Here is a 25,238-nt window from a genome sequence, read left to right as displayed (position 1 = left end):
TTCGCCGCCGACCGAGTGACCAGAGGATGAGATCCACGTGACTGACAACGGTGTGACCCAGTGGGGCCGCGTCGACGAGACCGGCACGGTCTTCGTCACCGACCGGGGTACCGAGCGCGCAGTGGGGCAGTATCCCGACGGCACTCCCGAGGAGGCTCTCGCCTACTTCACCCGCAAGTACGCGGAGCTCGAGGGCCAGGTGCGACTGCTCGAGCAACGCGCGCGCGGCGGGGCTCCCGCTGCGGACGTCGCCAAGACCGTGACGAGCCTCACCGAGGCCCTCGAGTCGGCCGCAGCCGTCGGCGACCTCGAGGCGCTGCGCACGCGCGTCTCCGCCCTCACCGTCGCGGTCGAGAAGCTCACGGAGGAGCAGAAGGCCGAAGCGGCTGCCGCGCTCGAGGCCGCTCTCGCCGAGCGCACCCAGATCGTCGTCGCGGCGGAGGCCCTCGCGGCGAAGGACCCGCAGTCGGTGCAGTGGAAGCAGGCCACGGCCGAGCTGGATGCCCTGTTCTCCCGCTGGAAGGAGCACCAGCAGTCCGGCCCGCGCGTGCCGAAGAAGCAGGCTGACGAGCTCTGGAAGCGCTTCCGTGCGGCACGCACGACGGTCGAGACGCATCGGCGCGCCTTCTTCGCGGCGCTCGACGCCGAGCACAAGGATGCACGGCAGCGCAAGCAGGAGCTCGTCACGCGCGCGGAGGCGCTCGCGAGCCAGGGCACCGCGGGCATCCCCGCCTATCGGAGGCTCCTCGACGAGTGGAAGCAGGCGGGCAGGGCCGGCAAGAAGGTCGACGACGCGCTCTGGGACTCGTTCAAGGCCGCGGGCGACGTGCTCTACGCCGCCAAGGCCGAGGTCGACGCGCGGGAGAACGAGGAGTTCGCCGACAACCTCGAGGCGAAGCTCGCGATCCTCGAGGAGGCGAAGCCTCTCCTGACCGCGACCGATCGCGTCGCAGCGCGCAACACGCTCACGAACATCCAGAAGCGGTGGGACGCGATCGGCAAGGTCCCCCGCGATCAGATGAAGTCGGTCGAGGACAGACTGCGCGCCATCGAGACGGCCGTCCGCAAGCTCGAGGACGACCACTGGAACACCTCGAACCCCGAGAAGAAGGCACGCTCGGAGGGTCTCGCCGCGCAGCTGGAGTCGGCGATCGCCGGCCTCGAGGCAGACCTCGCAGCCGCCCGCGCGGCGAAGGACGAGGCGAAGGTCGCCGAGCTGACCGAGGCTCTCGAGGCCCGACGCGCCTGGCTGGCCGCCGTCGACGCCTGAGCGTTCTCCCCAGGTCCGGCTCGACGCGGCGCTCTCCCCCTTTCGAGAGGATGCTCTGTCTCGCGGCCGCGCGAGCGCGAGACTCTCGGCATGACGCCCCGCACTCCGCTTCGCCTGACCGATACCGAATTGCGCGCCGCTGTCCTCGACGGAGAGCTGCTTCCGCTCGGGGTGAGCTACCTGCCCCTCGACGTGCCTCTCGACCCACGGGCGCGTGCGACGGCCCTCGCCCCCGCACTCGGTGACGATCGCGTCATCATCGCCGGGCGCTGCGCGGCGTGGGTCTGGGGCTGGACCGACTCGAGCTGCCCCACGCTGTGCTGCTGCGTCTCGAGCCGTCAGCGCATTCCTTCCTCGGCGCGACGTGCTCTCGCGGCTCGGGAGGTCGTCATCGACCTCGATGAGACCGTGAGGCTCGAGAGCGTCGCGATCACGACCCCGCTGCGCACGCTCCTCGACCTCGCCCGGCACGACGAAGGCGACGATCTTCCCCGTGTGCTCGTCTCAGCCCTGCAGGACGCCGTGGTGACGAGAGGGCTGAGTGCCGAGCGCATCGACGAGGCTCTGCGGCGTCGACCCGGGGCCGCGCACAGCCGCCGAGCGCGAGCACGACTGGAGCGGGCGGCCGCCGAAGCGGCTCAGCCGTTGCTGACCCGGTAGACGTCGTACACCGCGTCGATGCGGCGCACCGCGTTGAGCACACGGTCGAGATGCGTCGTGTCGCCCATCTCGAAGACGAAACGACTGATCGCGAGCCGGTCGCGATTGGTGTTGACGCTCGCGGAGAGGATGTTGACGTGGTGCTCGGTCAGCACGCGCGTGACGTCGGAGAGCAGACCGCCCCGGTCGAGCGCCTCCACCTGCACCTGCACGAGGAAGACGCTCTTGGAGGTCGGTGCCCACTCGACGTCGATCATGCGGTCCGGCTCAGCCAGGAGCGACTGCACGTTGGTGCAGTCCCCTCGGTGCACGCTGACACCCTGCCCGCGCGTGACGAAGCCGACGATAGCGTCGCCGGGCACGGGGGTGCAGCACTTGGCGAGCTTGACGAGGATGTCGGGGGCGCCGCGCACGAGGACACCTGAGTCGCTCGTCTTCAGCGGGCTGCGCACGCGCGAGGGGACGCTGAAGGGCTCGTCGTCCGACTCGGACTCCACGTGCAGGGTCGCGAGGATCTTCTCGATGACCGACTGAGTGGACACGTGCCCCTCGCCGACCGCCGCATACAGGGCCTCGACGGTCTCGTAGCGCAGCTGGTGAGCGACATGCGCCACAGAATCCTGCGTCATGAGGCGCTGGAGGGGCAGGTTCTGCTTGCGCATCGCCCGCGCGATCGCATCCTTGCCCTGCTCGACGGCCTCGTCGCGGCGCTCCTTGGTGAACCACTGGCGGATCTTGGAGCGCGCTCGCGTGCTCGTGACGAAGTTCAGCCAGTCCTGACTCGGGCCCGCGTCGGGATTCTTCGAGGTGAACACCTCGACCGAGTCCCCGCTCGCCAGCACCGTCTCGAGGGGGACGAGCCGACCGTTCACCTTGGCGCCCATCGTGCGGTGGCCGATCTCGGTGTGCACGGCGTAGGCGAAGTCCACGGGCGTCGCGCCGGCCGGCAACCCGATGACCTTGCCCTTGGGCGTGAAGACGTAGACCTCTTTCGCCCCGATCTCGTAGCGCAGATTGTCGAGGAACTCGGTCGGGTCGCTCGTCTCCGCCTGCCAGTCGGAGATGTGCGCGAGCCAGGCCATGTCGGTGTCCGAGCGCTCCGTGCCCGCCTCACCGCGGCCCGCGCCGGCCATGCGCTCCTTGTACTTCCAGTGCGCCGCCACCCCGAACTCTGCGCGCTGATGCATCTCGTGCGTGCGTATCTGCAGCTCGACGGGTCGGCCTCCCGGGCCGAACACGGTCGTGTGCAGAGACTGGTACAGGTTGAACTTCGGCGTCGCGATGTAGTCCTTGAAGCGACCGGGCATGGGGTTCCAGCGCGCATGCACGGCGCCGAGGACCGCGTAGCAGTCTCGGATCGACCCGACGAGGATGCGCACTCCCGTGAGGTCGTAGATGTCGTCGAAGTCGCGGCCGCGATGGACCATCTTCTGGTAGATCGAGTAGTACTGCTTCGGCCGCCCGACCACGGCTCCCTTGATCTTCGCCTGCCGCAGATCGGTCTTGACCTCGTCGATGACCTGCTGCACGAAGGCCTCGCGCTCGGGAGTGCGCCCCTTGACGAGACTCTCGATCTCGACGTAGATCTTCGGGTAGAGCACGGCGAACGAGAGGTCCTCGAGCTCCCACTTGATCGTCTGGATGCCGAGTCGATGCGCGAGCGGCGCGTAGATCTCGAGCGTCTCCTGCGCTTTGCGCTGAGCCGACTCGGCCGGCACGAAGCCCCACGTGCGCGCATTGTGCAGACGGTCGGCGAGCTTGACGATGAGCACCCTGATGTCTTTCGACATCGCGACGATCATCTTGCGCACCGTCTCCGCCTGCGCACTATCTCCGTACTTGAGCTTGTCGAGCTTCGTGACGCCGTCCACGAGCATCCCGATCTCGTCGCCGAAGTCCGCACGCAGCTGATCGATCGAGTACGCAGTGTCCTCCACCGTGTCGTGCAGGAGCGCCGCCGAGATGGTCTTCGCCCCGATGCCGAGGTCGGCGAGGATCTGCGCGACCGCGAGCGGGTGCGTGATGTACGGCTCGCCGCTCTTCCGGGTCTGGCCAGCGTGCGCCCGCTCCGCCACCCTGTAGGCGCGTTCGATGAGGGCGATATCGGCCTTGGGATGCTGCTGCCGCACCGTCTTTGTGAGACTCTCGAGACCGCCCGCGGGCTGCGAGCGCGAGAAGATGCGGGGCAGGAGCGCGCGCAGCGCAGGACCCTGCTGCTGCGTCGTCTCGGTCATCCCTGCGCCTCCTGCTGCGATTCTACGGCGCGTGGGCGAGCCTCCCGCTCAGGTGCGATCAGCGGACGGCGCCCGACTCCGGGCGTGCCGCCTTCTGCCGCGCGCCCTGCTTCTTGACCTCGGGCTCGTTCTCGCGCAAGTGCACGTACAGCGGCGCCGCGAGGAAGATCGACGAGTACGTTCCCACGAGCGTGCCGATGAACAGCGCGAGCGCGATGTCGCGCAGGGTTCCCGCGCCGAGGAGCAGGGAGCCGATGAACAGGATCGCAGCGGTGGGCAGCACCGCGACGACGGAGGTGTTGATCGAGCGGACGAGAGTCTGATTGACGGCGAGGTTCACCGATTGCGCGAAGGTGCGCCGCGACTCGACGCCGTCCTCGCTCGTGTTCTCGCGAACCTTGTCGAACACCACGACCGTGTCGTACAGGGAGTAGCCGAGGATCGTGAGGAAGCCGATGACCGCCGCTGGGGTGATCTCGAGCCCGAGCACGCCGTAGACGCCGGTCGTGATGATGAGGTCGTGGAACAGCGCGACGATCGCCGCGACGGCCATCTTCCAGGTGCGGAAGTAGAGCGCCATGACCACACTCGCGAAGAGCAGGAAGACGACGAGAGCCAGAACCGCCTGCCGGGTGATATCCGCGCCCCACGTCGCACCGATGAAGGACGAGGCCACGTCGGCCTGCGTGACGCCGTAGGCATCCGCGAGGGCGGCCCTGAGCTCGTCCGTCTCCCCCGGCGTGAGCTGCTCGGTCTGCACGCGCACGGAGTCGCCGCCGACGATGGAGACGCGCGGGTTGGCGCCCGTCACGACCTCGTCGACCGCCTCGACGGCGATCGACGTCGCCGCTGCAGTGCCCTCGATCGCGGCCGAGCTGCCCGTGACCCGGAACTCGGAGCCGCCGCGGAACTCGATGCCGAACACGAACCCCCCGCGCAGTGCCGTGAAGGCGATCGCGAGAATGATGACGGCCGCGCCGATCGAGTACCACACGACGCGCTTGCCGACGAAGTCGAAGGACCGTGCACCGGTGTAGAGGTCGTTGCCGACCCGGGTGAGCATGCTCATCGCGCGTCCTCTCCTTCGCCGCGGGCTTCCGCGGCCTTGCGCTCGGCGATCGTCTGACGGCGTTGAGCCTCACGGCTGCTGCTCGCGCGCTTGACCGCTGGCACCGATTGCGGCTGCCGGAACTGCGCTCGGCCGCGGTAGACGGCTCCCAGCGCCTTGGGGTCGAGACCGCTCAGCGGGTGGCCGTCGCCGAAGAAGCGCGTGCGCCCCAGGAGCTGCATCATCGGGTGCGTGAAGAGCGCCACGATCACGAGGTCGACGATCGTCGTGATACCGAGCGTGAAGGCGAACCCTCGTACGTTGCCCACCGCGAGCACGAAGAGCACCGCCGCGGCGATGAAGTTGATGACGTCGGAGATGAGGATCGTGCGGAAGGCTCGCTTCCAGCCCGCCTCGACCGCGCCATCGAGTCTGCGCCCGTCGCGCAGCTCGTCGCGGATGCGCTCGAAGTACACGATGAAGGAGTCGGCGATGACGCCGATGGAGATGATGAGGCCCGCGACGCCGGCGAGGGAGAGGCGGTAGCCCTGCTGGTTCGAGAGGTACGTGATGATGAGGTACGTCACGATGCCCGCGATGACGAGGGACGCGATGATCACCCCGCCGAGGGCCCGGTACTGGATGAGCGCGTAGCCGATGACGAGAGCGATACCGATGAGCCCGGCGATGATGCCGCTCTGCAACTGGGAGAGTCCGAGCGTCGCCGTGATGTTCTCGCTGCTCTGCACCTCGAAGCCGAGCGGCAGAGCGCCGAACTTGAGCTGATCGGCGAGCACCTGCGCGCTCTCCTGCGTGAAGTTTCCGCTTATCTGCGGAGAGCCGTCGGTGATCGCGCTGATCGTACGAGGGGCGCTGATGACGCGCCCGTCCAGCACGATGGCGAACTGGTTGCGGATTCCGGTCAAGCTCACGAGGCGTTCCGTGACCTCGCGGAACTGCGCCGTGCCCTCCTCGTTGAAGTCGATGAAGACCCCGAACTCGTTCGTGGTGACGCCCGTCGACGAGGCGATGAGCCCCGATCGCGCGTCGGCGATGGCCTCACCCTCGACCTCGACCGGGCCGAGGATGTACTTGATCGAGCCGTCCGCCTCGCACGTCACGAGAGGCTCGTCGACAGGCGCGACGTTCGCCCCCACGACGTCGAGGCTCGAGCACTCGAAGGTGTCGAACTCCCGCTGAAGCTCCTCGCTGATCCACGCCGGGTCGCTCGCGTCGGTGGGAGAGGCGCTCGGGGTCGGCTCGGCCGTTTCGCCCTCCGCAGCCTCGTCGTCGGTCGCGGCCTCGTCCGTCTCGTCGCCGTCGGCAGAACCCTCGTCGGTGGCCTCGGGGTCGTCGAGAATCTGGTTCGAGGCGAGATCGGCGAGCAGCACGGGCCGGAATTCGAGCTTCGCCGAGCTCTGAATGCGCTCGATCGTCGCGGGGTCGGGCACACCGGGAATCGCGACGACGATGTTCTCGCCGCCCTGCGTGTTGATCTCCGCCTCGCTCACTCCGCCCGCATCGACGCGCTGTCGAATAATCGATACGGCCTGCTCGAGCTGCTCCTGGTCGACCTGGTCTCCGGAGGCGAGCTGCGGCGCGAGGATGATCTGCGTGCCGCCCTCGAGGTCGAGGGCGAGCTTGGGCGTCCACTGCCCGTTGTTGAACAGAACGCTCGCGCCATTGGCGGCAATGAGGCCGACGATGATGACGAGCAGCCAGACGAGTGAGCGGATCGCGTTGCGCTCGGGAGTGCTTCGGGCCACCTCTAGGTACTCATTTCTTCGGTCGAATCTGCGGGCATGCGTCAGAAGGCGCGCACCACGCGGCCGGGACGGAGAGGGGTCAGTCGTCCGACTTCTTGGCGTCGGCGCTCGATTCGTTGAGGCGGGGAGCGTCGGTCGAGTCGTCGCCGTCGACCTCGTCCGCTTCCTCCTCCTCGACGACGTCGTCTTCGACAACGCGAGCGAGGGTCTGCCGGTGCACGCGCACGGTGCTGCCCGGGCCGGTCTCGAGTACGGCGATGTTGGACTCCTCGTCGATCTCGAGGAGTGTGCCGAAGAGGCCGAAGTTGGTCATGACCTCAGCGCCCGGCACCATCTTGTCCTGCAGCTCTGCCATGTCGGCGCGGCGCTTCCGCGAATTGCGGATCATGAAGAAGATGAGCAGGGCCAGAACGGCCAGCATGACGATAGTCAACGGATCCATGGGGTGGGACGCCTTTCGGGGAGTTCAGCGGCTCGACGACGCGGTCGTCGTGAGGGCATGCGGATGCTGCGCCAGAGCCTGCCGACCACTATAGGTCATCGAGCACGGTCGGCTCGGGCCTCCGCCCGAGGTGCTGCCACGCGCGAGCCGTCGCGACGCGCCCGCGCGGCGTGCGCGAGAGCAGACCCGTGCGCACGAGGAAGGGCTCGACGACCGCTTCGATGGTCTCAGCCTCCTCCCCGACCGACACGGCGAGTGTCGAGAGCCCGACGGGGCCTCCCGCGAAGCGGTCGACGATCGCCGTGAGCACGGCGCGGTCGAGGCGGTCGAGCCCGCGCTCGTCCACGTCGTACAGTTCGAGAGCAGCCTGGACAGCGCCCCGGTCCGCGGGGCCTCCGTGCACGAGTGCGAAGTCGCGCACACGCCGCAGCAGGCGGTTCGCGATGCGCGGTGTGCCGCGCGAGCGACCGGAGATCTCGGTGAGGGCGTCCTCCCCGATGTCGAAGCGCAGCAGTGCTGCGGCACGGGTGATGACCCGCAAGAGCTCCTCCGGCTCGTAGAACTCCAGATGCGCGGTGAAGCCGAAGCGGTCGCGCAACGGGTTCGGCAGCAGCCCGGATCTCGTGGTCGCGCCGACGAGGGTGAAGGGTGCGAGCTCGAGCGGGATGCTCGTGGCGCCGGCCCCCTTGCCGACCATGATGTCGACGCGGAAGTCCTCCATCGCGAGATACAGCATCTCCTCGGCGGAGCGCGCCATGCGGTGGATCTCGTCGACGAAGAGCACCTCGCCGGGGACGAGGGAGGACAGGACGGCGGCCAGATCGCCGGCATGTTGAATGGCCGGGCCGCTCGTCATGCGCAGAGGCCGATCGCCCTCGTGGGCGACGATCATCGCGAGGGTGGTCTTGCCGAGCCCGGGCGGGCCCGCGAGGAGGATGTGATCGGGGCTGCGGTTCTGCAACGAGGCTGCTTCGAGCAGCAGCTGGAGCTGGCGGCGCACCTTCTGCTGGCCGACGAACTCCTCGAGGCTGCTCGGGCGCAGCGCGCCCTCGAAGGCGAGCTCCGCCTCGGACTCGGGGTCCGGTCGCACGACCGCGTCGTTCATCGCGCCGAGCCTCCGCGAGCGTCGCGGGCCGGGCCGAGCTGCGCGAGCGCGCGCCGCAGCAGCACGGGCAGCTCGGGCAGCGGTGCCTCCTCCGCCTCCTCGATGACCGCGGTGGCGGCCTCGAGCGCCGTGCGCTCGGGCCATCCGAGCCCGGTGAGTGCCGCGACGAGGGCCGTGCGCGGCGCGGTCTCCGCGCGCGAGGGCTCCCCCGCTGCGCCTCCGCGCCCGGGCGTGCGCGGAGCGTCCAGCTTGCCGGCGAGCGTGACGACGATGAGCTTCGCCGTCTTGGGGCCGATGCCGCTCACGGCGCGGAAGGGGGCGTCGTCATCGTTCGCAATCGCGTGCGCGATCGCGTCGGCGTCCAGCGAGCCGAGAACGCCGAGCGCGGACTTCGGCCCGACCCCCGAGACGGTGCGCAGCAGCTCGAAGAGCCCCAGCTCGACCTCGTCGACGAAGCCGAACAGGCTCAGGTCGTCTTCCCGCACCACGAGTGCCGTGTGCAGTCGCACGGTGTCGCCGACGCGCAGCTCCCGCGCATGGCGCTCGGTGATCGCGACGGCATAGCCCACGCCGGCGACCTCGAGCACGAGTCGACCGGTCGCGAGCGCGACGATGGTTCCGCGGAGGCTGGCGATCACCGCTCGAGCCTACGGGCGCCCGCCGCCTTCTCGGCGGCGCGCCACACATCCTGCGCCGGAGTCGAGCGCTGGGCTCCGGCACCGCTGTCTGCCGGGTCGCTGTGGGTCGCAGGCCCTCCCCGCCAGCCGTGGCAGATCGCGAGGGCGAGCGCGTCGGCGGCGTCCGCGGGCTTCGGCGGAGCATCCAGACGCAGGATGCGCTGCACCATCGCCGTCACCTGCTTCTTGTCGGCACCACCGTGCCCGGTGACCGCAGCCTTGACCTCGGTCGGCGTGTGCAGAGTGACCGCAAGGCCGCGCGCCGCCGCGGCGTGCAGAACTACGCCGCTCGCCTGCGCTGTTCCCATGACGGTGCGCACATTGTGCTGGGCGAAGACCCGCTCGAGAGCCACGACGTGCGGGCGGTGCTCGTCGAGCAGATCGGCGAGCTCGGTGCCGATCGCCAGCAGCCTCTGCTCGAGCGGCAGGTCTGGCTCGGTCCTGATGACGGTCACCGCCACGAGGCTCGCGCGGCGTCGCGCATCGATGTCGACGACGCCCACCCCGCACCGCGTCAGTCCGGGGTCGACGCCGAGCACCCGCAGCGGCACGCGCTACTCGTCGTCGTCGGTGTCGAGCTCGGCGCGCACCTCAGGGGTCAGGGCGACGTTCGTGTAGATGTTCTGCACATCGTCGAGCTCATCCATCGCGTCGACGAGGCGGAAGAGCTTGCGCGCGGTCTCCGCGTCAGCCTCGATCTGCACGCTTGCCACGAACTCGGGCTCCGCCGAGTCGTACTCGATGCCCGCCTCCTGCAGCGCAGAGCGCGCCTCGAGCAGCTGCGACGGGTCAGTGACGACCTCGAAGCCGCCGCCCTGGTCGATGACCTCCTCGGCGCCGGCGTCGAGCACGGCGAGCAGAATGTCGTCCTCCGTCACGTCGTCGGTCTTGGTGATCGAGATCACGCCCTTTCGGGCGAAGTTGTAGGCGACGCTCCCGGGGTCGGCCATCGTCCCCCCGTTGCGCGTCATCGCCGTGCGCACCTCCGCCGCGGCACGGTTGCGATTGTCGGTGAGGCACTCGATCAGCAGCGCGAGACCGCCGGGGCCGTAGCCCTCGTACATGATCGTCTGGTAGTCGATCGTCTCGCCCGTGAGGCCCGCGCCGCGCTTGATGGCGCGGTCGATGTTGTCGTTGGGCACCGAGGTCTTCTTGGCCTTCTGCACGGCATCGACGAGCGTCGGGTTGCCGCTCATGTCGGCGCCGCCGATCTTGGCGGCTACCTCGATGTTCTTGATGAGCTTGGCGAACGACTTGGCACGGCGCTGGTCGATGATCGCCTTCTTGTGCTTCGTGGTCGCCCACTTGGAATGCCCTGACATCTCACTCCTCGGTTAGGACGGGGACAGCTGAGCCAGTCTACGGGAGCCTCTGCGGACGGATTCCCGAACGCCGCAGCTCGAGCGCCGCGAGGGCCCTGATCGCCTCGGCATCCTGCGCGCGCCAGGCCGCTCCCGGGTCGGGATGCACGCGCGCAAGCTCGGCGAGGGGGGCACGCGCCATGGCGCGCACCGCGAGGGTGTCGCCCGTCATGCCCGACTCGAGCAGCCGCCGCATGGCCGCAGAGCGCCGCACGAAACGACTGCGGGGCCACACCCACACGAGGGCGAGTACGAGCAGGGGGAACAGCACGACGGCCCAACCCGCTCCGACGGCGACGAGCTCGACGAACTGCTGCTGGCCGCGGCCGGCCTCGGCGACGGCGCCGCCCGCGGATGCCGCGGCATCCAGCGGCACTCGGATGCCGCCCCCGATCAGGGGCACGTCACCCAGGTTCTCGGCCGCCTCCCCGAGTCCCTCCTGGAATCCCTCCCCCGCCGTCTCGAGGTCGCGGCCGAACTGCCCGAGAGCGCGAATCGCCGCAGTGACGGCGAGGCCTATCGCGATGACGGCGATCGTGGTGAGAAGACCGAGGACGTCCGCGATGATCTGCCGCGTGCGTGCGACGGGGTACTGGGAATAGAGCATGAGCCCATCCTGGCCCGTGCCGCTCGGCCCCGTCGACCGCGAGACAGTCAGGCCCGTACGGCCACGTGCTCGAGGAAGCGGCGATGGAATCGGTCCTCGTGGGTGATCTCGGGGTGGAAGGCCGTCGCGAGCAAGGCGCCCTGCTCGACCGCGACGATGTCGCCGCCATCGAGACGCGCGAGCACCTCGACCCGATCGCCGACCTCCTCGACGACCGGGGCACGGATGAAGACGGCGTGGACGGGAGCGTCGCCGAGCGCCGGGATGGTCAGATCGGTCTCGAAGGAGTCGGACTGCGTGCCGAAGGCGTTGCGGCGCGCGACGATGTCGAGCCCGCCCAGGGTCTGCTGGCCCGCGATGCCGTCCTGCAGCCTGTCCGCGAGCATGATGAGCCCCGCGCACGTGCCATAGACCGGCATGCCCGCGGCGATGCGCTGCCGCAGAGGCTCGCGCAGCCCGAACAGGCGGCTGAGCTTGTCCATGACACTCGACTCCCCGCCGGGGATCACGAGCCCCGCGACCTCGTCGAGCTCCTCGGGGCGGCGCACGGGTCGTGCATCCGCCCCCAGGGAGGCGAGCACGGCGAGGTGCTCGCGCACGTCGCCCTGCAGTGCGAAGACCCCGACGGGTGGCTGACTACCAGCCACGCTCGGCGAGACGGTGCGGCGCCGGAAGGTCGGCGACGTTGATGCCGACCATCGCCTCGCCGAGGCCTCGGGAGGCATCCGCGATCGCGGCGGGGTCGGTGTAGGCCGCGGTGGCCTTCACGATCGCCGCGGCGCGCGCCTCGGGGTTGCCCGACTTGAAGATGCCCGAGCCGACGAAGACGCCGTCGGCGCCGAGCTGCATCATGAGGGCCGCATCGGCGGGCGTCGCGACGCCACCGGCGGTGAACAGCACGACGGGCAGAGAACCCGACTGCGCGACCTCGGCGACGAGCTCGTAGGGAGCCTGCAGCTCCTTGGCGGCGACGTACCACTCGTCAGGGCTCTTGGCAGAGAGGGCGCGGATCTCGCCGAGGATGGTGCGGATGTGCTTCGTCGCCTCGGAGACGTCGCCGGTGCCGGCCTCGCCCTTCGAGCGGATCATCGCGGCGCCCTCGGTGATGCGGCGCAGGGCCTCGCCCAGGTTGGTCGCCCCGCAGACGAACGGAACGGTGAACGGCCACTTGTCGATGTGGTTGACGTAGTCGGCGGGGCTGAGCACCTCGGACTCGTCGATGTAGTCCACGCCGAGCGACTGCAGCACCTGGGCCTCGACGAAGTGCCCGATGCGGGCCTTGGCCATGACGGGGATCGACACTGCCGCTCGGATCGCATCGATGAGGTCGGGGTCGCTCATGCGCGCGACACCACCCTGGGCACGGATGTCGGCGGGAACCCGCTCGAGCGCCATGACGGCGACGGCGCCGGCGTCCTCGGCGATACGCGCCTGCTCGGCAGTGACGACGTCCATGATGACGCCGCCCTTGAGCATGTCGGCGAGGCCGCGCTTGACGCGGCTGGTTCCCTGAGTCTTCTCGGTCATTGCTGTGGACCCTTTCCTGCGCGCAACGCGCGCGATACCGCGAGGTGAGAGATGGTGAGTGGCGGCGCGCGCCAGTCTAACGCCGCGTGCCTGAAGGCCAGGCGCCCGCGATCTCGGCGCGGGTCTCCCCCAGCAGACGGGGCACGGCCTTCGTGCCCGCGATGATCGGGAAGAAGTTCGCGTCGAGAGCCCAGCGAGGCACGATGTGCTGGTGCAGGTGCCCCGCGATTCCGGCGCCGGCGATGCGCCCCTGGTTCATGCCGAGGTTGAATCCGTCGCAGCGCGCCGCCGTGCGCAGCACGCGCATGGCGGTCTGCGTGAGCTCGCCGATCTCGGCGACCTCCTCCGGCGAGGCCTCGTCATACTGCGCAATGTGCCGATAGGGGCACACGAGAAGGTGGCCGCTGTTGTACGGGTAGAGATTGAGGAGCACATAGGCGTGCTCGCCGCGCGCGACGATGAGCGACTCCTCATCGCTGAGCTCTGGAGCGCGGCAGAACGGGCACGCGTCGTCGTGCGGCTGCTCCCCGTGCTCGATGTAGACGAGCCGATGCGGCGTCCAGAGTCGCTGGAAGGCATCGGGGATGCCAGCGAAGCGCTCCCCCGGCTCGGCGGGGACGCCGTCGATCGCGTGCTCGGAGTCCTCCACGGGCGCGCCTAGAGCTCCTGCGACCGGCGCTCGATGACGCCCGTGATGCGCTCGATCGCCTCGGCGACGGGAACGCCGTTGAGCTGCGTGCCGTCGCGGAAGCGGAAGCTCACGGCACCCTGAGCGCGATCCTCCTCGCCCGCGATGAGCAGGTACGGGACCTTGGCCTTCGTGTGCGTGCGGATCTTCTTCGGCATGCGGTCGTCCGAGTCGTCGACGTGCGCGCGCACGCCACGAGCCCGCAGCTGATCGATGACGACCGTGAGGTAGTCGGCGAACTCCTCGGCGACGGGGATGCCGACGACCTGCTCGGGGGCGAGCCATGCCGGGAAGGCGCCCGCGTAGTGCTCGAGCAAGATCGCGAAGAACCGCTCCATCGAGCCGAGCAGGGCGCGGTGGATCATGATCGGGCGCTGGCGCGAGCCATCCGGCGCGGTGTATTCGAGATCGAATCGCTCAGGCAGGTTCGGATCGATCTGCACGGTCGAGAGCTGCCACGTGCGCCCGATGGCGTCACGGGCCTGCACTGAGATCTTGGGGCCGTAGAACGCGGCCCCGCCGGGATCGTCGACGAGCTCGAGACCGGACGCGACCGCGACACGGCGCAGAGCCTCCGTCGTGGTCTGCCACATCTCGTCGTCGCCGAGCCACTTGTCCTTGACGTCGTCGCGCGTGGAGAGCTCGAGGTAGAAGTCGGTGAGGCCGAAGTCGCGCAGCATGCTGAGCACGAGCTCGAGAGTGCTCGCGACTTCCGCCTCCAGCTGGTCGGGTCGCACGAACAGGTGGGCGTCGTCCATCGTGAGGCCGCGTACGCGCGTGAGCCCGTGCAGCGCACCCGAGTGCTCGTTGCGGTAGACGGCGCCGAACTCGCTGTAGCGCAGCGGCAGCTCGCGGTAGCTGCGCGGCCGCTCGCGATAGATGAGGATGTGGAACGGGCAGTTCATGGGCTTGAGGTAGTAGTCCTGCCCGGGCGAGACCACCTCGCCAGCCTCGTCATGCACGACGTCGAGCGTCATGGGCGGGAACATGCTGTCGGCGTAGTTGGTGAGGTGCCCCGACTGCTCGAACAGAGCGCTCTTGGTGATGTGAGGCGTGTAGACGTAGCTGTAGCCCGCCTCGCGGTTGCGACGCATCGCGTGCTGCTCCATCTCGAGGCGCACGATGCCCCCACGGGGGTGCCACACCGACATGCCCGACCCGATCTCTGTCGGGAAGGAGAACAGGTCCAGCTCGGCTCCCAGCTTGCGGTGGTCGCGCTTGGCGGCCTCCTCGAGGCGCGACTGGTGCTCGCGCAGGGCATCCTTGGACGCCCACGCCGTGCCGTAGATGCGCTGCAGCTGCGGGTTCTTCTCGCTGCCCCGCCAGTAGGCTGCGGCGACACGCGTGAGCGCCCAGCCGTTGCCGATCATGCGCGTGCTCGGCAGGTGCGGACCGCGGCAGAGGTCCTTCCAGTAGACCTCGCCGGTCTTGGCGTCGACGTTGTCGTAGATCGTCAGCTCGGCCCCGCCGACCTCGACACTCTCCCCGTCGCTCGAGTCGGACACGCCGCCCTTGAGACCGATGAGCTCGAGCTTGTACGGCTCGTCGGCGAGCTCTGCCCGTGCCTCGTCCTCCGTCACGACGCGGCGCTGGAATCGCTGACCCTGACGGATGATGCGCTCCATGGCCTTCTGCAACGGGCCGAAATCGTCCACCGTGAAGGGCGACTCGACGCCGAAGTCGTAGTAGAAGCCGTCGGTCACGGGCGGGCCGATGCCGAGCCTCGCCTGCGGATGGAGCGACTGCACCGCCTGCGCGAGGACGTGCGCGGTCGAGTGGCGCAGGATGTCGAGCCCGTCGGGCGAGTCGATCGCGACCGCGCTCACGCGGTCCCCTGGCTCGAGGCGGTGCGCGAGGTCGCGCAGTTCGCCGTTCACGCGCATGGCGACCACCGCCCGATCGGTGAACAACCCGAACCCGTCTCCGGGTTCGGTCACGACGATCTCGACGGTCTCTGCCACGGTGGTCCTCTCGCTGTCGACTACCGCACAACTCTATCTGCGGCTCGCGGGTGCTCCTGGACGCCTCCGAGCGCTCAGCCGAAGAGCGGAAGCAGCGCCTGAGCGATGCTGATCATCCAGTCCTGCACGATCTCGCGATCGAGTGCCGCCGCCCAGGCGATGCCGATCTGCAGCACGGCGATGAGATCGACGAGCACGCTGGCGAGAGTGCTCTTCGCGGCCGGGATGATCGTGATCGCCAGCAGGGTCAGCAGCAGGAAGGTCACGCCTGCGGCGCCCGGGTGGATCATGCCGAGCAGCAGCGCGGCGTTGACGAGCACGAACACGAGTGCAGAGACGGGGATCGTGAGCGGTCGCCGCACAACGATCGCCACGAGCCACGCGCTGACGACGGCCGCCGCGAGCAGCCAGCCGGTGGGCGTGGTGTAGAGGGCGATGAGGTCGTCCAGCAGCACGGGATACGCGCCGATGCTCGTGCTAGAACCGCCGGGCCACGGTGAGGCGAAGAAGGCCAGGTTGAGCAGCACGATCGTCGTGAACGCACCGGCCGTGGGGAACCCGATGACGAGCATGTTGGCGGCGCGCAGCCCAGGCGCCGCCGATCGGCCATGCCGGAGGAACGGCGAGGCGACGATCGCCACGACCGCGAACAGGAGACCTGTCGGGTCGGAGAACGCCGAGAGCATGAGAAGCAGCCCGGCACGGAAGCCCGACTCGGTGCTGCCCCAGTTGACGAAGCGCACGAGGTCGGCCATGGCGAGGCCGAAGAACGTGAAGGCGAGGAAGCCGGGCAGGTTCTCGCTCGCGAAGTAGAAGTAGAGGGGGTTCGCCGCGAGCGCAAGGGTGAGGATGATGCCCGTCGACAGGGGAATCGCGCGCTGAGCGATGATCTCGGCGACCTTCTGAAGCAGGAAGCCGCTCGCCACCGCTCCGACGACACCGAGGCCGAGCATCCCGAAGGGGTTCGCGGCTGCGATGAGGATCGAGACGTGGGGATACAGGAGCGCCAGCCACTGCCCGTCACCGCGCGTCCAGTCGATCTGGGCCAGTGCGGCCACGAGCGACTGGTTGGGCGTGCCCTCCACCGCAGGGGTCGTGGCGGAGAGCAACACGACCGCGAGCACAGGAAGCATGAGCACGATGCGCAGGGACCAGCGGGCGATCGGGTCACGCGGGAACCGGTCAAGGCGAGTGCGCGGTGCGCGCCGGCGTCGCCGGTCGCGCTCCCGCAGCCTCGGCTCAGTGGCTGTGGACATGGGTCGTCAATCCGTGCTCGGTCTTCTCCCAGTAGTGGGGGTTCGTGAGCAGCTGCCAGAGAGCCTTGTACGCCGCGATCGAGTGCAGAACCCAGTACAGAGGGTTCAGGAGCGCCCACAGGACGAGGTGGAACGTGCCCCGCTTGTACGGGCCCATCATCGACAGGTAGATCATGACGACATTGCCGATCACGAAGTTCAGGAGCGTGATCCACAGAAGCCAGACGGGGAAGAACTGCTCGACGATCTCGAGGGGCGCGACGACGGTGATAGCGGTGACGACGTAGAACGGGATCACGCCGAGGAAGGTCAGCGGTGTGCCGGCGATGAGCAGCACGAAGGCGAGAAAGCGGCGCATGCCGATCTGCCGCAGGAGGGCGATGGGCTGCCGCGCATGCACGAGAGAGGTCTGCATGTAGCCCTTGATCCAGCGCGACCGCTGTCGGATGAAGTTCGGGATGGAGGTGTTGGCCTCCTCCATGGTCGTCGAGTTGATGACGCCCACGCGGTAGCCGAGCGCGCTCGCGCGGATGCCGAGGTCGGCGTCCTCCGTCACGTTGTACGGGTCCCAGCCGCCGAGCTCGATGAGGGCATCGGTGCGGAAGTGGTTCGACGTGCCCCCGAGCGGGATCGGCAGGTCGCCGTAGTCGAGCCCCGCGAGCATGTAGTCGAACCAGTAGCTGTACTCGAGCGTGAACATGCGGGTGAGCACGTTCTCGCTGTCGTTGAAGTAGTTGAGCGACGCCTGCACGCACACCGTCGCGTCGCCCCCGCGGCGGAACGCGACGACGGCCTTCTTGAGCTGGTCGGGCTCGGGGGTGTCCTCAGCGTCGTAGATGACGAGGAAGTCGCCGGTCGCGAAGTACAGGCCCACGTTGCAGGCCCGCGGCTTCGTCTGCGGGTGGCCCTTCGGGATCGTGATGATGCGGAAGTGGGCGGGCGGCGTCGACGCGAGCACAGCATCCCGCGTCTCGTGGTCCTCCTCCTCGATGAGGATGAGCACCTCGAGCTTCTCGGTCGGGTAGTCGATGCTGCCGAGGTTCGAGATGAGCTGTCCCACGATGTTGGCCTCGCGGAACACCGGCACGAGCACCGTGTAGCGCGGCAGGTCGCGGTCGTCGAGCTCGGCGACCTGGCGACGGCTCACGCGCTCGACGACGTCGTAGCGGGCGCCGCGCATGGCGACGATGAACTTGAAGCTCGTACCGGCAAGGAAGATGAGGCTCGCCGCCGCGATGACGCCGATCACGACCTGCACGGGCCAGAACACGGCGAGCACGATGAGGCCGACCGCAGCGAGGGCGCCGCCCACCTTCTGCCCGCGGCTGAAGGTCACGCGAGCCGACATCGCGGGGTTCTGGCGCCACAGCTCGTTGGCAGCCTCCTCCGCGATCTCGGCGCGGAACAGCCGCAGGCAGGCGTTCTTGATGCCCCACGAGGTGGTGGCGACGAACTGCACCTGCGCGCCGCCCAGGAGGGCCCGCACGCGCTCCACCCGGTGAGGGGCTACCCCGCGCGCCGTCGCGACGATGATCGTGCCATTGGCAAGCGTCCGGATGGGCAGCCAGTTCTCACTGAGATACGTCTGGCCGGGGAATCGGCGCACGAGCGCATCGTCGAAGCTGACCGCTTCGAGATCGATCGGGTGGATGCCCCACGCCTGCGCTTCCGCGAGCAGAAGCGATTCGCTGTCGAGCAGGCCTTCGCTGATGAGCACCTGGTCGATGTGTGCGCCGCTGCGGTCTTTCACCTGGCGCGCGTACGCGAGCGTCTCGGGAGTGACGAGGCGGGCTCTCAGCAGAAGCTCCGCGAAAGCGTCGCTATCGGCGGTCCGAGCCTCCCGGACGCCTCCCCCCGGAGTCATGACGCCAGGCTAGCGCGCTTGCCTCCCGCGCGCTCTCCCCAGAACTGGTGACGAGGAGTGCGAGATCGCGGACGAGCGATCTCGAGGTCGCTGGTTCGGGCAGAACGTGGTGGGCGATACTGGGATCGAACCAGCGAGATCGCGGACGAGCGATCTCGAGGTCGCTGGTTCGGGCAGAACGTGGTGGGCGATACTGGGATCGAACCAGTGACCTCTTCCGTGTCAGGGAAGCGCGCTACCGCTGCGCCAATCGCCCGCTGTCAGGGCCGCGGGAGCCCGGTGGGTAGCTGTGAGGTGGCGACGGGATTCGAACCCGTGTATACGGCTTTGCAGGCCGCTGCCTCGCCTCTCGGCCACGCCACCGTGGGTGACTCCCCGCTACCTCAAGGGGTGTCACTCGAGCGGATGACGAGATTCGAACTCGCGACCCTCACCTTGGCAAGGTGATGCGCTACCACTGCGCCACATCCGCATTCGCGGCCGGTGTCGCTGGCCGCATCGAAACTCTAGCCCAACCGTTCGGCGATGACCAAACCCGCGGGCTCGGCCGTGTCGCGCCCCGCTCGAGTCGCGCCATCGCGGCATCCGGGATATGGCAGGATGGAGGCCACGGGCGATTGGCGCAGTTGGTAGCGCGCTTCCTTCACACGGAAGAGGTCATCAGTTCGAGTCTGGTATCGCCCACCGAGACACTCCCCAGGCCAGGAGGCCGCACACGATCCCGCCTGCAGCGGCCACGACGGCGACGACGACGGTCGCGGTCAGCTGCTCGATCGTGAAGGTGATCGTGGCCATCTCGGCGAGACCGAACCGGTCGGCGAGGAGCGTCATGACCACGCTGCCGACAGCGACGGCCAGGAGGATGCTCGCAGAGCCCCAGCGCAGCACGCCGGCCCCTCGGGCTCGCGCCTTCGCCACCGCACCCACAGCGGCCGCCGTGGCGCCCGCGACGGCGGCGACGAGGGCGAAGGGTGACAGGTAGGGGGCTCCTGCACCGACCGCCGCCCAGCCGAGGAGAGCGCCCGCGATGAGCCCCTCGGGCGCCACCCGGTCGACAGCGATCTTCTCGACGACGATCCAGATGAGTGCGCCGAGCGCCATGCCGGCCAGCGCGTTGGCGAGGGTTCTGCCGCTCGAGACCGTCAGCACGCGCTCGACGCCGAGCAGCCACGCAGAACCGCCGACGATGACGAGGCTCGCGCCCACCACCGCGCGCCCCCAGGAGACCGACTCACGACCGTGTGCGACGGTCTCAGCAGGGTGCGCACGGAGGGGACGTCGCGCGACCGGCAGCAGCGACAGAGCCAGCAGGGCGGAGCCCGCGGCCACGTGACTCGCGAGCACGCCGCCGTAGTCGATCGCGCCGAAGGCGACCTGCACGAGAGAAGGAACGCCGTCGAGCACCGCCGCGGCCACCGGCTGGTACACCAGGATCGACCAGGAGAGCCCGAACGCGACTCCCCCGGCGGTACCGAGCCGCTGTGCGACGACGAGGGCAACCGTGGTCGCGACGGCGCCCGCGAAGCAGGCGTCGAGGGCGGAGACAGCGAGGTCGGGCCCGAACCCCGTCACGGCATCCGCCGTGAGCGACGCGACAGCGGCGGCGAGGCCGACGGCGGCAAGGGAGAGGATGCGCGGCACCGAGCTCGGCCGCAGACCCTGCTGCACGCCCACGGGCACGAGGAGCACGAGCGCCGCGCACACGAGCTGCAGGATCGGGTCGCTCATGCTCCCCCCACCTCGCTTTCGGTACCGATGCTCGCCCGGCAACGCCAACGGGGCGCCACTCCCTTGCGAGAGTAGCGCCCCGTCGAGTGAGCGTCAGCGTCAGTCGTTGACGATCGCGTAGCCCGACTCACCGTGAACGATGGTGTCGACGCCAGCGACCTCGTCCTCGTTCTTGACGCGGAACCCGATCGTCTTCTCGATCGCGAAGCCCAGGATGAAGGCGATGACGAACGAGTAGATCAGCACACCGAAGGCGGCGATCGCCTGGACCGCGAGCTGACCGAGGTCGCCACCGGTGAAGAGGCCGGTGTCGATCGCGAAGAAGCCGAGGTACAGGGTTCCGATCACACCGCCGACGAGGTGGATGCCCACGACGTCGAGCGAGTCATCGAAGCCGAGCTTGAACTTGAGCTCGACTGCGAGGGCGCAGAGCACACCGGCGATGACACCGAGCAGCAGAGCCCAGCCCGGGGCGAGGTTCGCACAGGCGGGGGTGATGGCGACGAGGCCGGCGATGGCACCGGAGCCGGCGCCCACCGAGGTGGCCTTGCCGTCCTTGAGCTTCTCGACGACGAGCCAACCGAGGATCGCCGCGGCGGTCGCGCCGAGCGTGTTGGTGACGATGAGGCCGACGAGGGCCATGTCGTTGAGGAACTCGGCACCGGCGTTGAAGCCGAACCAGCCGAACCAGAGTAGCGAGGCACCCAGGAGGACGAGCGGCACGTTGTGCGGCTTGTGCGCACCCTTCTCGAACACGACGCGCTTGCCGAGGACGAGCGCCAGGGCGAGAGCGGCAGCACCCGCGTTGATGTGCACAGCGGTACCACCGGCGTAGTCGATGACGCCGGGCAGGCCGAGCGTGTCACCGAGGTTGAGGATCCAGCCTCCGCCCCAGACCCATGCGGCGACCGGGAAGTAGACGAGGGTCGCCCAGAGACCGGCGAAGATCATCCACGCGCCGAACTTGGCACGGTCCGCGATGGCGCCCGAGATGAGCGCCACGGTGATGATCGCGAAGGTCGCGCCGAACGTCGCACCGACGAGGCCCTCGTTGTCTCCGGTGAGACCCATGAGACCGAAGTCCGAGAACGGGTTCCCGAACAGCTCGGTCGGGCCGCCGACGGCGGACATGTTGAAGCCGTACAGGATCCACAGGACGCTGATGAGTCCCATGGCGCCGAAGCTCATCATCATCATGCTCACGACGCTCTTGGCCTTGACCAGACCGCCGTAGAAGAAAGCGACGCCAGGTGTCATCAAGAGCACCATGGCGCTGGCCGTAATGGCCCAAGCGAGTTCGCCGGTATCCATCGAATTGTTACCTCTCGTAGTGGAACGTGGGACGTGACCGTCGGGCTATGCGGACCCGTGCGGCAGGGGGTCCACCGCGGTCACGAACCCCAGTGTCGAGCGAAGAGGTTTCAGCAGGGGTGTCGGATTGTTTCACCAGTGTTACGCCCATGGGCCGCAGGTAAACATCGCGTTTCGCGCGGCCGATGTGCGGCTATGACGTCGCCGTGTCTTTCTGGTAGACGTCGGGAATGCCGTCACCGTCGACGTCGACCTGCTCCTGCGCCAGCTGGCGGCGATAGCGCCGATTGCGGCTGCCGAGCAGCACGGCGGCAAGGGCGGCGGCGATGAGCGACCCGATGAGGATGCCCACCTTGCCGACATCGTCCAAGGGGTTGCCCTGCTCGAAGGCGAGCTCGCTGATGAGGAGGGACACCGTGAAGCCCATGCCGGCGAGCAGCGAGAGCCCCAGCAGATCGACCCACTGGATGCCTCGAGGCAGGGAGAAGCCCGGCAGGCGCGTCACGAGCCACGTCGCGAGAGTGATCCCCACCGTCTTGCCGACCACGAGACCGACCACGATGCCGATCGCGAGAGGACTCGTGATCGCGCCGACGAACCCGTCCCAGCCTCCGACCGCGACTCCTGCCGAGAAGAACGCGAAGACCGGGACGGCGACACCCGCGCTCAGCGGGCGATACCGGTGCTCGAAGATCTCGGCGAGGCCCGCGCGCGGGCCGAGGCCATCCTCGTCCCCTCCCTTGCGGCGCACCGGCACCGTGAACGCGAGAAGCACGCCGGCGACCGTCGCGTGCACGCCGGACGAGAACATCAGGAACCAGACGATGACGCCGATCGGGAGGAGGATGAGCCATGCCGCCGCCGCGCGCAAGTGGAAGAACTCCTGATAGCGCTGCGCGAGCAGGCCGTACACCGCGAGCATCGCGAACGACCCGACGAGGTACCACGGCGCGAGGTCGTCGGTGTAGAAGAACGCGATGATGCCGATCGCGAGCAGATCGTCGACGACCGCGAGGGTCAGCAGGAAGGTGCGCAGCGCCATCGGCAGTGCGGTGCCGACGACCGCGAGCACCGCGAGAGCGAAGGCGATATCGGTGGCGACGGGGATCGCCCAGCCGCGCAGGATCTCCGGCCCTTCATTGCGCGCGATGACCCAGAAGATCACCGCGGGCACGACGACGCCGCCGACGGCCGCGACAACGGGCACGAGCGCCTTGCGCGGGTCGCGCAGCTCGCCTGCGACGAACTCTCGCTTGAGCTCGAGGCCGGCCAGGAAGAAGAAGATCGCGAGCAGGCCGTCTGCGGCGATCTTGCCGACTGAGATCTCCCAGAACAGGTCGCCGAAGCTCACCTGCAGGTAGGTACTGCGGAAGCCGAAGTAGTCGCCGGCGATCGGCGAGTTCGCCACGATGAGCGCGAGCACCGTCGCGGCGAGCAGCAGCACACCACCGACCGTCTCTCTGCTGAGGATCCTCTCGATCCACAGGGATTCGCGGTAGCGCTCCTCTCCCGGCGAGAGCGGGGCAGGAGGGGTCGTCGGCGAGGAGTGAGTCTTCATGGTCGCTTTCGTCGTCACGGTGTCGGGAGGAAGCGCTCGGGCGTCGGAAAAGGGCCGCTGCTGGGGCCGGTCAGGCGGAGGTGAGCGCGATCATGCGGGAGGTGGCGCGCAGGTACTTCTTGCGGTACCCGCCCGCGAGCATGTCGTCGGGGAAGACCTGGTCGAGCGGCACCCCCGTCGCGAAGATCGGGATCTGGGCGTCGTACAGCCGATCGACGAACGCCACGAGCCGCAGGGCGTCGGCCTGCGAGCGCAGCTCGGCGACGTCGGTCATCGCGACGGCGTCGACGTCGCGGATGAGCCCGATGTAGCGGCTCGGGTGGACAGTCGACAGGTGTCGCAGGATGTCGGCGAACGGGTCCACGGTCACGGTGCCGTCGTGCGCGCTCACGCGCGAGTGCAAGGCCTCGTCGTCGAGCGTCACCGCGTGCCCCTCGATGTCGCGCTTGCGGTAGTCCTCCCCATCGATGCGCACGGTCGTGAAGCGATCGGCGAGAGCGTGGATTTCGCGCAGGAAGTCCTGCGCGGCGAAGCGACCCTCGCCGAGCGCGTGAGGCGGGGTGTTCGACGTGGCCGCGATGCGCGTGCCGCTCGCCACGAGCTCGCCGAGAAGTCGCGACATCACCATCGTGTCGCCCGGATCGTCCAGTTCGAACTCGTCGATCGCGATGAGCGCTGCGCCGCGGAAGTGCTCAACGGCCTCGCGATAGCCGAGCGCCCCCACGATCGCCGTGTACTCGATGAAGGTGCCGAAGAAGGTACGTCCCGTCGTCGCGTGCCAGAGCGCGGCGAGAAGGTGGGTCTTGCCCACCCCGAACCCGCCGTCGAGGTAGACGCCGGGGCGCTCCACGGGCTCTGCGGCGCGGCGGCGGAAGAGTCCACCGCCGCGACCCGACCCACCACCCTGAGCGAAAGCACGCATCGTCTCCACCGCTGCCGCCTGCGAGGGGTAGCGATCGTCGGGAATGTAGTTGTCGAAGCTCGCGGCGGCGAACTGGCGCGGCGGCACCAGATGCTCCACGAGCTCGGAAGCGGTCATCCCGGGATGCCGGTCGACGAGCCGCGTGGCGCTCGCCGTGGTGTTCTCCGCGTTCATTCCGCCACTACCTCTGGGTGCCGCACTCCGATGCCTGACTGATGGCTGACCCTGCGGGCGACGCCCAGTCGGAGTGCGTAGATTCGTCGGTGGGCGGTGGACCCCAGTTTACCGTCCCGGCGCCGGCCCGCCGTCGCCCCGCACCCCGGTACCACCCACTCGAGAGGCTCCCATGACCGCTCCCATCGACCCCGACGCCAAGCTGCAGTCCTATGCGCACCCCGAGAGACTCGTCACGACCGCGTGGCTCGAGCAGAACCTCCAGACCCCGGGTCTCGTGATCGTGGAGTGCGATGAGGACGTCCTTCTCTACGAGACGGGGCACATCCCCGGTGCGGTCAAGGTCGACTGGCACACCGAGCTCAACGATCCCGTGGTGCGCGACTACATCGACGGTGCAGGATTCGCCCGGCTCATGAGCGCCAAGGGCATCGACCGAGACGCCACGATCATCGTCTACGGCGACAAGAGCAACTGGTGGGCCGCGTACGCGCTGTGGGTCTTCACCCTCTTCGGGCACGAGGACGTTCGCCTGCTCGACGGCGGACGCGACCGATGGATCGCCGAGGGTCGCGCCCTCACCACCGAGCACCCCTCCCCCGTGCCCACCGACTACCCCGTCGTCGAGCGCCACGACGAGGAGATTCGCGCCTTCAAGGAGGACGTGCTCGCCCACCTCGGCAAGCCCCTCATCGACGTGCGCTCGCCCGAGGAGTACAGCGGGGAGCGCACCCACATGCCCGCCTACCCCGACGAGGGCGCCCTGCGCGGCGGCCACATCCCGACCGCGCGCAGCGTGCCCTGGGCACGCGCCGCCGCGGAGGATGGCACGTTCCGCTCGGCCGAGGAGCTCGCCGCGATCTACCGCGACGAGGCGGCGATCGGCGAGGCGGAGGACGTCATCGCGTACTGCCGCATCGGGGAGCGGTCGAGCCACACCTGGTTCGTGCTCACGCACCTCCTGGGCGTGCCGCGCGTGCGCAACTACGACGGCTCGTGGACCGAGTGGGGCAGCGCCGTGCGCGTGCCCATCACGACGGGCGCCGAGCCCGGCGAGCTTCCCGCCCGATAGCGTGGAG

General features: G+C 68.9%; 22 protein-coding genes and 4 tRNA genes. 4 read left to right on the top strand and 22 right to left on the bottom strand.

What is annotated here, in order from left to right; translation table 11 throughout:
* Nucleotides 1–37: 37 nt before the first annotated feature.
* Together IE160_RS05970 and IE160_RS05965 are read left to right on the top strand one after the other, a co-directional pair.
* Complete coding sequence (locus tag IE160_RS05970; RefSeq protein ID WP_179873759.1) at nucleotides 38–1,270, top strand: DUF349 domain-containing protein; 1,233 nt, start codon at nucleotides 38–40, stop codon at nucleotides 1,268–1,270.
* A gap of 90 nt (nucleotides 1,271–1,360) precedes the next feature.
* A complete protein-coding gene (locus IE160_RS05965) occupies nucleotides 1,361–1,930 on the top strand; it encodes a type IV toxin-antitoxin system AbiEi family antitoxin (protein ID WP_191151913.1) in 570 nt (189 codons plus the stop codon).
* On the opposite strand, the gene IE160_RS05960 is transcribed toward IE160_RS05965, so the two are convergent.
* The 18 genes from IE160_RS05960 to IE160_RS05875 all read right to left on the bottom strand — a co-directional run bounded on the left by IE160_RS05960 (nucleotide 1,909) and on the right by IE160_RS05875 (nucleotide 18,938).
* Nucleotides 1,909–4,164 (bottom strand): RelA/SpoT family protein, encoded by a 2,256-nt coding sequence (locus IE160_RS05960; protein WP_179873757.1) that lies wholly within the window; start codon nucleotides 4,162–4,164, stop codon nucleotides 1,909–1,911. The genes IE160_RS05965 and IE160_RS05960 overlap by 22 nt on opposite strands.
* A gap of 58 nt (nucleotides 4,165–4,222) precedes the next feature.
* Nucleotides 4,223–5,233 carry a protein translocase subunit SecF gene (secF, locus tag IE160_RS05955; protein ID WP_179873756.1) on the bottom strand — a complete coding sequence of 337 codons (1,011 nt, stop codon included), beginning with the start codon at nucleotides 5,231–5,233 and terminating at the stop codon, nucleotides 4,223–4,225.
* A complete protein-coding gene (gene secD, locus IE160_RS05950; RefSeq protein ID WP_191151912.1) occupies nucleotides 5,230–6,978 on the bottom strand; it encodes a protein translocase subunit SecD in 1,749 nt (582 codons plus the stop codon). Before secD ends, secF begins: the two co-directional genes overlap by 4 nt.
* Before the next feature lie 79 nt (nucleotides 6,979–7,057).
* Nucleotides 7,058–7,420: a preprotein translocase subunit YajC gene (gene yajC / locus IE160_RS05945; protein WP_191151911.1), complete on the bottom strand. Its 363-nt coding sequence runs from the start codon at nucleotides 7,418–7,420 to the stop codon at nucleotides 7,058–7,060.
* Nucleotides 7,421–7,508: 88 nt separating this feature from the next.
* Nucleotides 7,509–8,525, bottom strand: coding sequence for a Holliday junction branch migration DNA helicase RuvB (ruvB, locus tag IE160_RS05940; protein WP_191151910.1), 1,017 nt, complete (start codon nucleotides 8,523–8,525; stop codon nucleotides 7,509–7,511).
* Nucleotides 8,522–9,163 (bottom strand): Holliday junction branch migration protein RuvA, encoded by a 642-nt coding sequence (gene ruvA, locus IE160_RS05935; RefSeq protein ID WP_191151909.1) that lies wholly within the window; start codon nucleotides 9,161–9,163, stop codon nucleotides 8,522–8,524. Before ruvA ends, ruvB begins: the two co-directional genes overlap by 4 nt.
* Nucleotides 9,160–9,753: a crossover junction endodeoxyribonuclease RuvC gene (gene ruvC, locus IE160_RS05930; RefSeq protein ID WP_179873751.1), complete on the bottom strand. Its 594-nt coding sequence runs from the start codon at nucleotides 9,751–9,753 to the stop codon at nucleotides 9,160–9,162. The genes ruvA and ruvC overlap by 4 nt, the downstream gene beginning before the upstream one ends.
* 3 nt (nucleotides 9,754–9,756) lie before the next feature.
* Nucleotides 9,757–10,524: a YebC/PmpR family DNA-binding transcriptional regulator gene (locus IE160_RS05925; protein WP_179873750.1), complete on the bottom strand. Its 768-nt coding sequence runs from the start codon at nucleotides 10,522–10,524 to the stop codon at nucleotides 9,757–9,759.
* Nucleotides 10,525–10,561: 37 nt separating this feature from the next.
* A complete protein-coding gene (locus IE160_RS05920; protein WP_191151908.1) occupies nucleotides 10,562–11,170 on the bottom strand; it encodes a hypothetical protein in 609 nt (202 codons plus the stop codon).
* Nucleotides 11,171–11,217: 47 nt separating this feature from the next.
* Nucleotides 11,218–11,817: a pyridoxal 5'-phosphate synthase glutaminase subunit PdxT gene (gene pdxT, locus IE160_RS05915; RefSeq protein ID WP_224744601.1), complete on the bottom strand. Its 600-nt coding sequence runs from the start codon at nucleotides 11,815–11,817 to the stop codon at nucleotides 11,218–11,220.
* Entirely contained in the window at nucleotides 11,807–12,697 is an 891-nt protein-coding gene (pdxS, locus tag IE160_RS05910) for a pyridoxal 5'-phosphate synthase lyase subunit PdxS (protein ID WP_179873747.1), read from the bottom strand. The genes pdxT and pdxS overlap by 11 nt, the downstream gene beginning before the upstream one ends.
* A gap of 76 nt (nucleotides 12,698–12,773) precedes the next feature.
* Entirely contained in the window at nucleotides 12,774–13,346 is a 573-nt protein-coding gene (locus IE160_RS05905) for an HIT family protein (protein ID WP_224744600.1), read from the bottom strand.
* Nucleotides 13,347–13,354: 8 nt separating this feature from the next.
* On the bottom strand, nucleotides 13,355–15,268 hold the full coding sequence (gene thrS, locus IE160_RS05900) for a threonine--tRNA ligase (RefSeq protein ID WP_224744607.1): 1,914 nt from the start codon (nucleotides 15,266–15,268) through the stop codon (nucleotides 13,355–13,357).
* A 152-nt stretch (nucleotides 15,269–15,420) separates the two neighbouring features.
* Complete coding sequence (locus IE160_RS05895; RefSeq protein ID WP_179873746.1) at nucleotides 15,421–16,602, bottom strand: hypothetical protein; 1,182 nt, start codon at nucleotides 16,600–16,602, stop codon at nucleotides 15,421–15,423.
* Entirely contained in the window at nucleotides 16,586–18,466 is a 1,881-nt protein-coding gene (locus IE160_RS05890) for a glycosyltransferase family 2 protein (protein WP_191151907.1), read from the bottom strand. The genes IE160_RS05895 and IE160_RS05890 overlap by 17 nt, the downstream gene beginning before the upstream one ends.
* Nucleotides 18,467–18,647: 181 nt before the next feature.
* Nucleotides 18,648–18,722: transfer RNA gene (locus tag IE160_RS05885), tRNA-Val, on the bottom strand.
* A gap of 36 nt (nucleotides 18,723–18,758) precedes the next feature.
* Nucleotides 18,759–18,829, bottom strand: a tRNA-Cys gene (locus IE160_RS05880).
* Between the two features lie 37 nt (nucleotides 18,830–18,866).
* A tRNA-Gly gene (locus tag IE160_RS05875) sits at nucleotides 18,867–18,938 on the bottom strand.
* Between the two features lie 139 nt (nucleotides 18,939–19,077).
* On the opposite strand from IE160_RS05875, the gene IE160_RS05870 reads away from it, so the two are divergent.
* Nucleotides 19,078–19,150, top strand: a tRNA-Val gene (locus IE160_RS05870).
* Here IE160_RS05870 and IE160_RS05865 read toward each other — a convergent pair.
* From IE160_RS05865 to zapE, 4 genes are all read right to left on the bottom strand, one after another.
* On the bottom strand, nucleotides 19,127–20,194 hold the full coding sequence (locus IE160_RS05865; RefSeq protein WP_179873744.1) for a hypothetical protein: 1,068 nt from the start codon (nucleotides 20,192–20,194) through the stop codon (nucleotides 19,127–19,129). The two genes, IE160_RS05870 and IE160_RS05865, sit on opposite strands and share 24 nt — an antisense overlap.
* A gap of 99 nt (nucleotides 20,195–20,293) precedes the next feature.
* A complete protein-coding gene (locus IE160_RS05860) occupies nucleotides 20,294–21,505 on the bottom strand; it encodes an ammonium transporter (protein ID WP_179873743.1) in 1,212 nt (403 codons plus the stop codon).
* Between the two features lie 193 nt (nucleotides 21,506–21,698).
* A complete protein-coding gene (gene nhaA / locus IE160_RS05855; RefSeq protein WP_179873742.1) occupies nucleotides 21,699–23,063 on the bottom strand; it encodes a Na+/H+ antiporter NhaA in 1,365 nt (454 codons plus the stop codon).
* A gap of 70 nt (nucleotides 23,064–23,133) precedes the next feature.
* On the bottom strand, nucleotides 23,134–24,159 hold the full coding sequence (zapE, locus tag IE160_RS05850; RefSeq protein WP_191151906.1) for a cell division protein ZapE: 1,026 nt from the start codon (nucleotides 24,157–24,159) through the stop codon (nucleotides 23,134–23,136).
* 172 nt (nucleotides 24,160–24,331) lie between these two features.
* On the opposite strand from zapE, the gene IE160_RS05845 reads away from it, so the two are divergent.
* On the top strand, nucleotides 24,332–25,231 hold the full coding sequence (locus IE160_RS05845) for a sulfurtransferase (protein WP_191151905.1): 900 nt from the start codon (nucleotides 24,332–24,334) through the stop codon (nucleotides 25,229–25,231).
* Nucleotides 25,232–25,238: the final 7 nt, after the last annotated feature.

The organism is Chryseoglobus sp. 28M-23, assembly GCF_014789785.1.
GTDB lineage: Bacteria > Actinomycetota > Actinomycetes > Actinomycetales > Microbacteriaceae > Microcella > Microcella indica.
The sequence above is the reverse complement of the archived record's forward strand: the minus strand, read 5'-3'. Positions and strand labels throughout refer to the sequence as shown.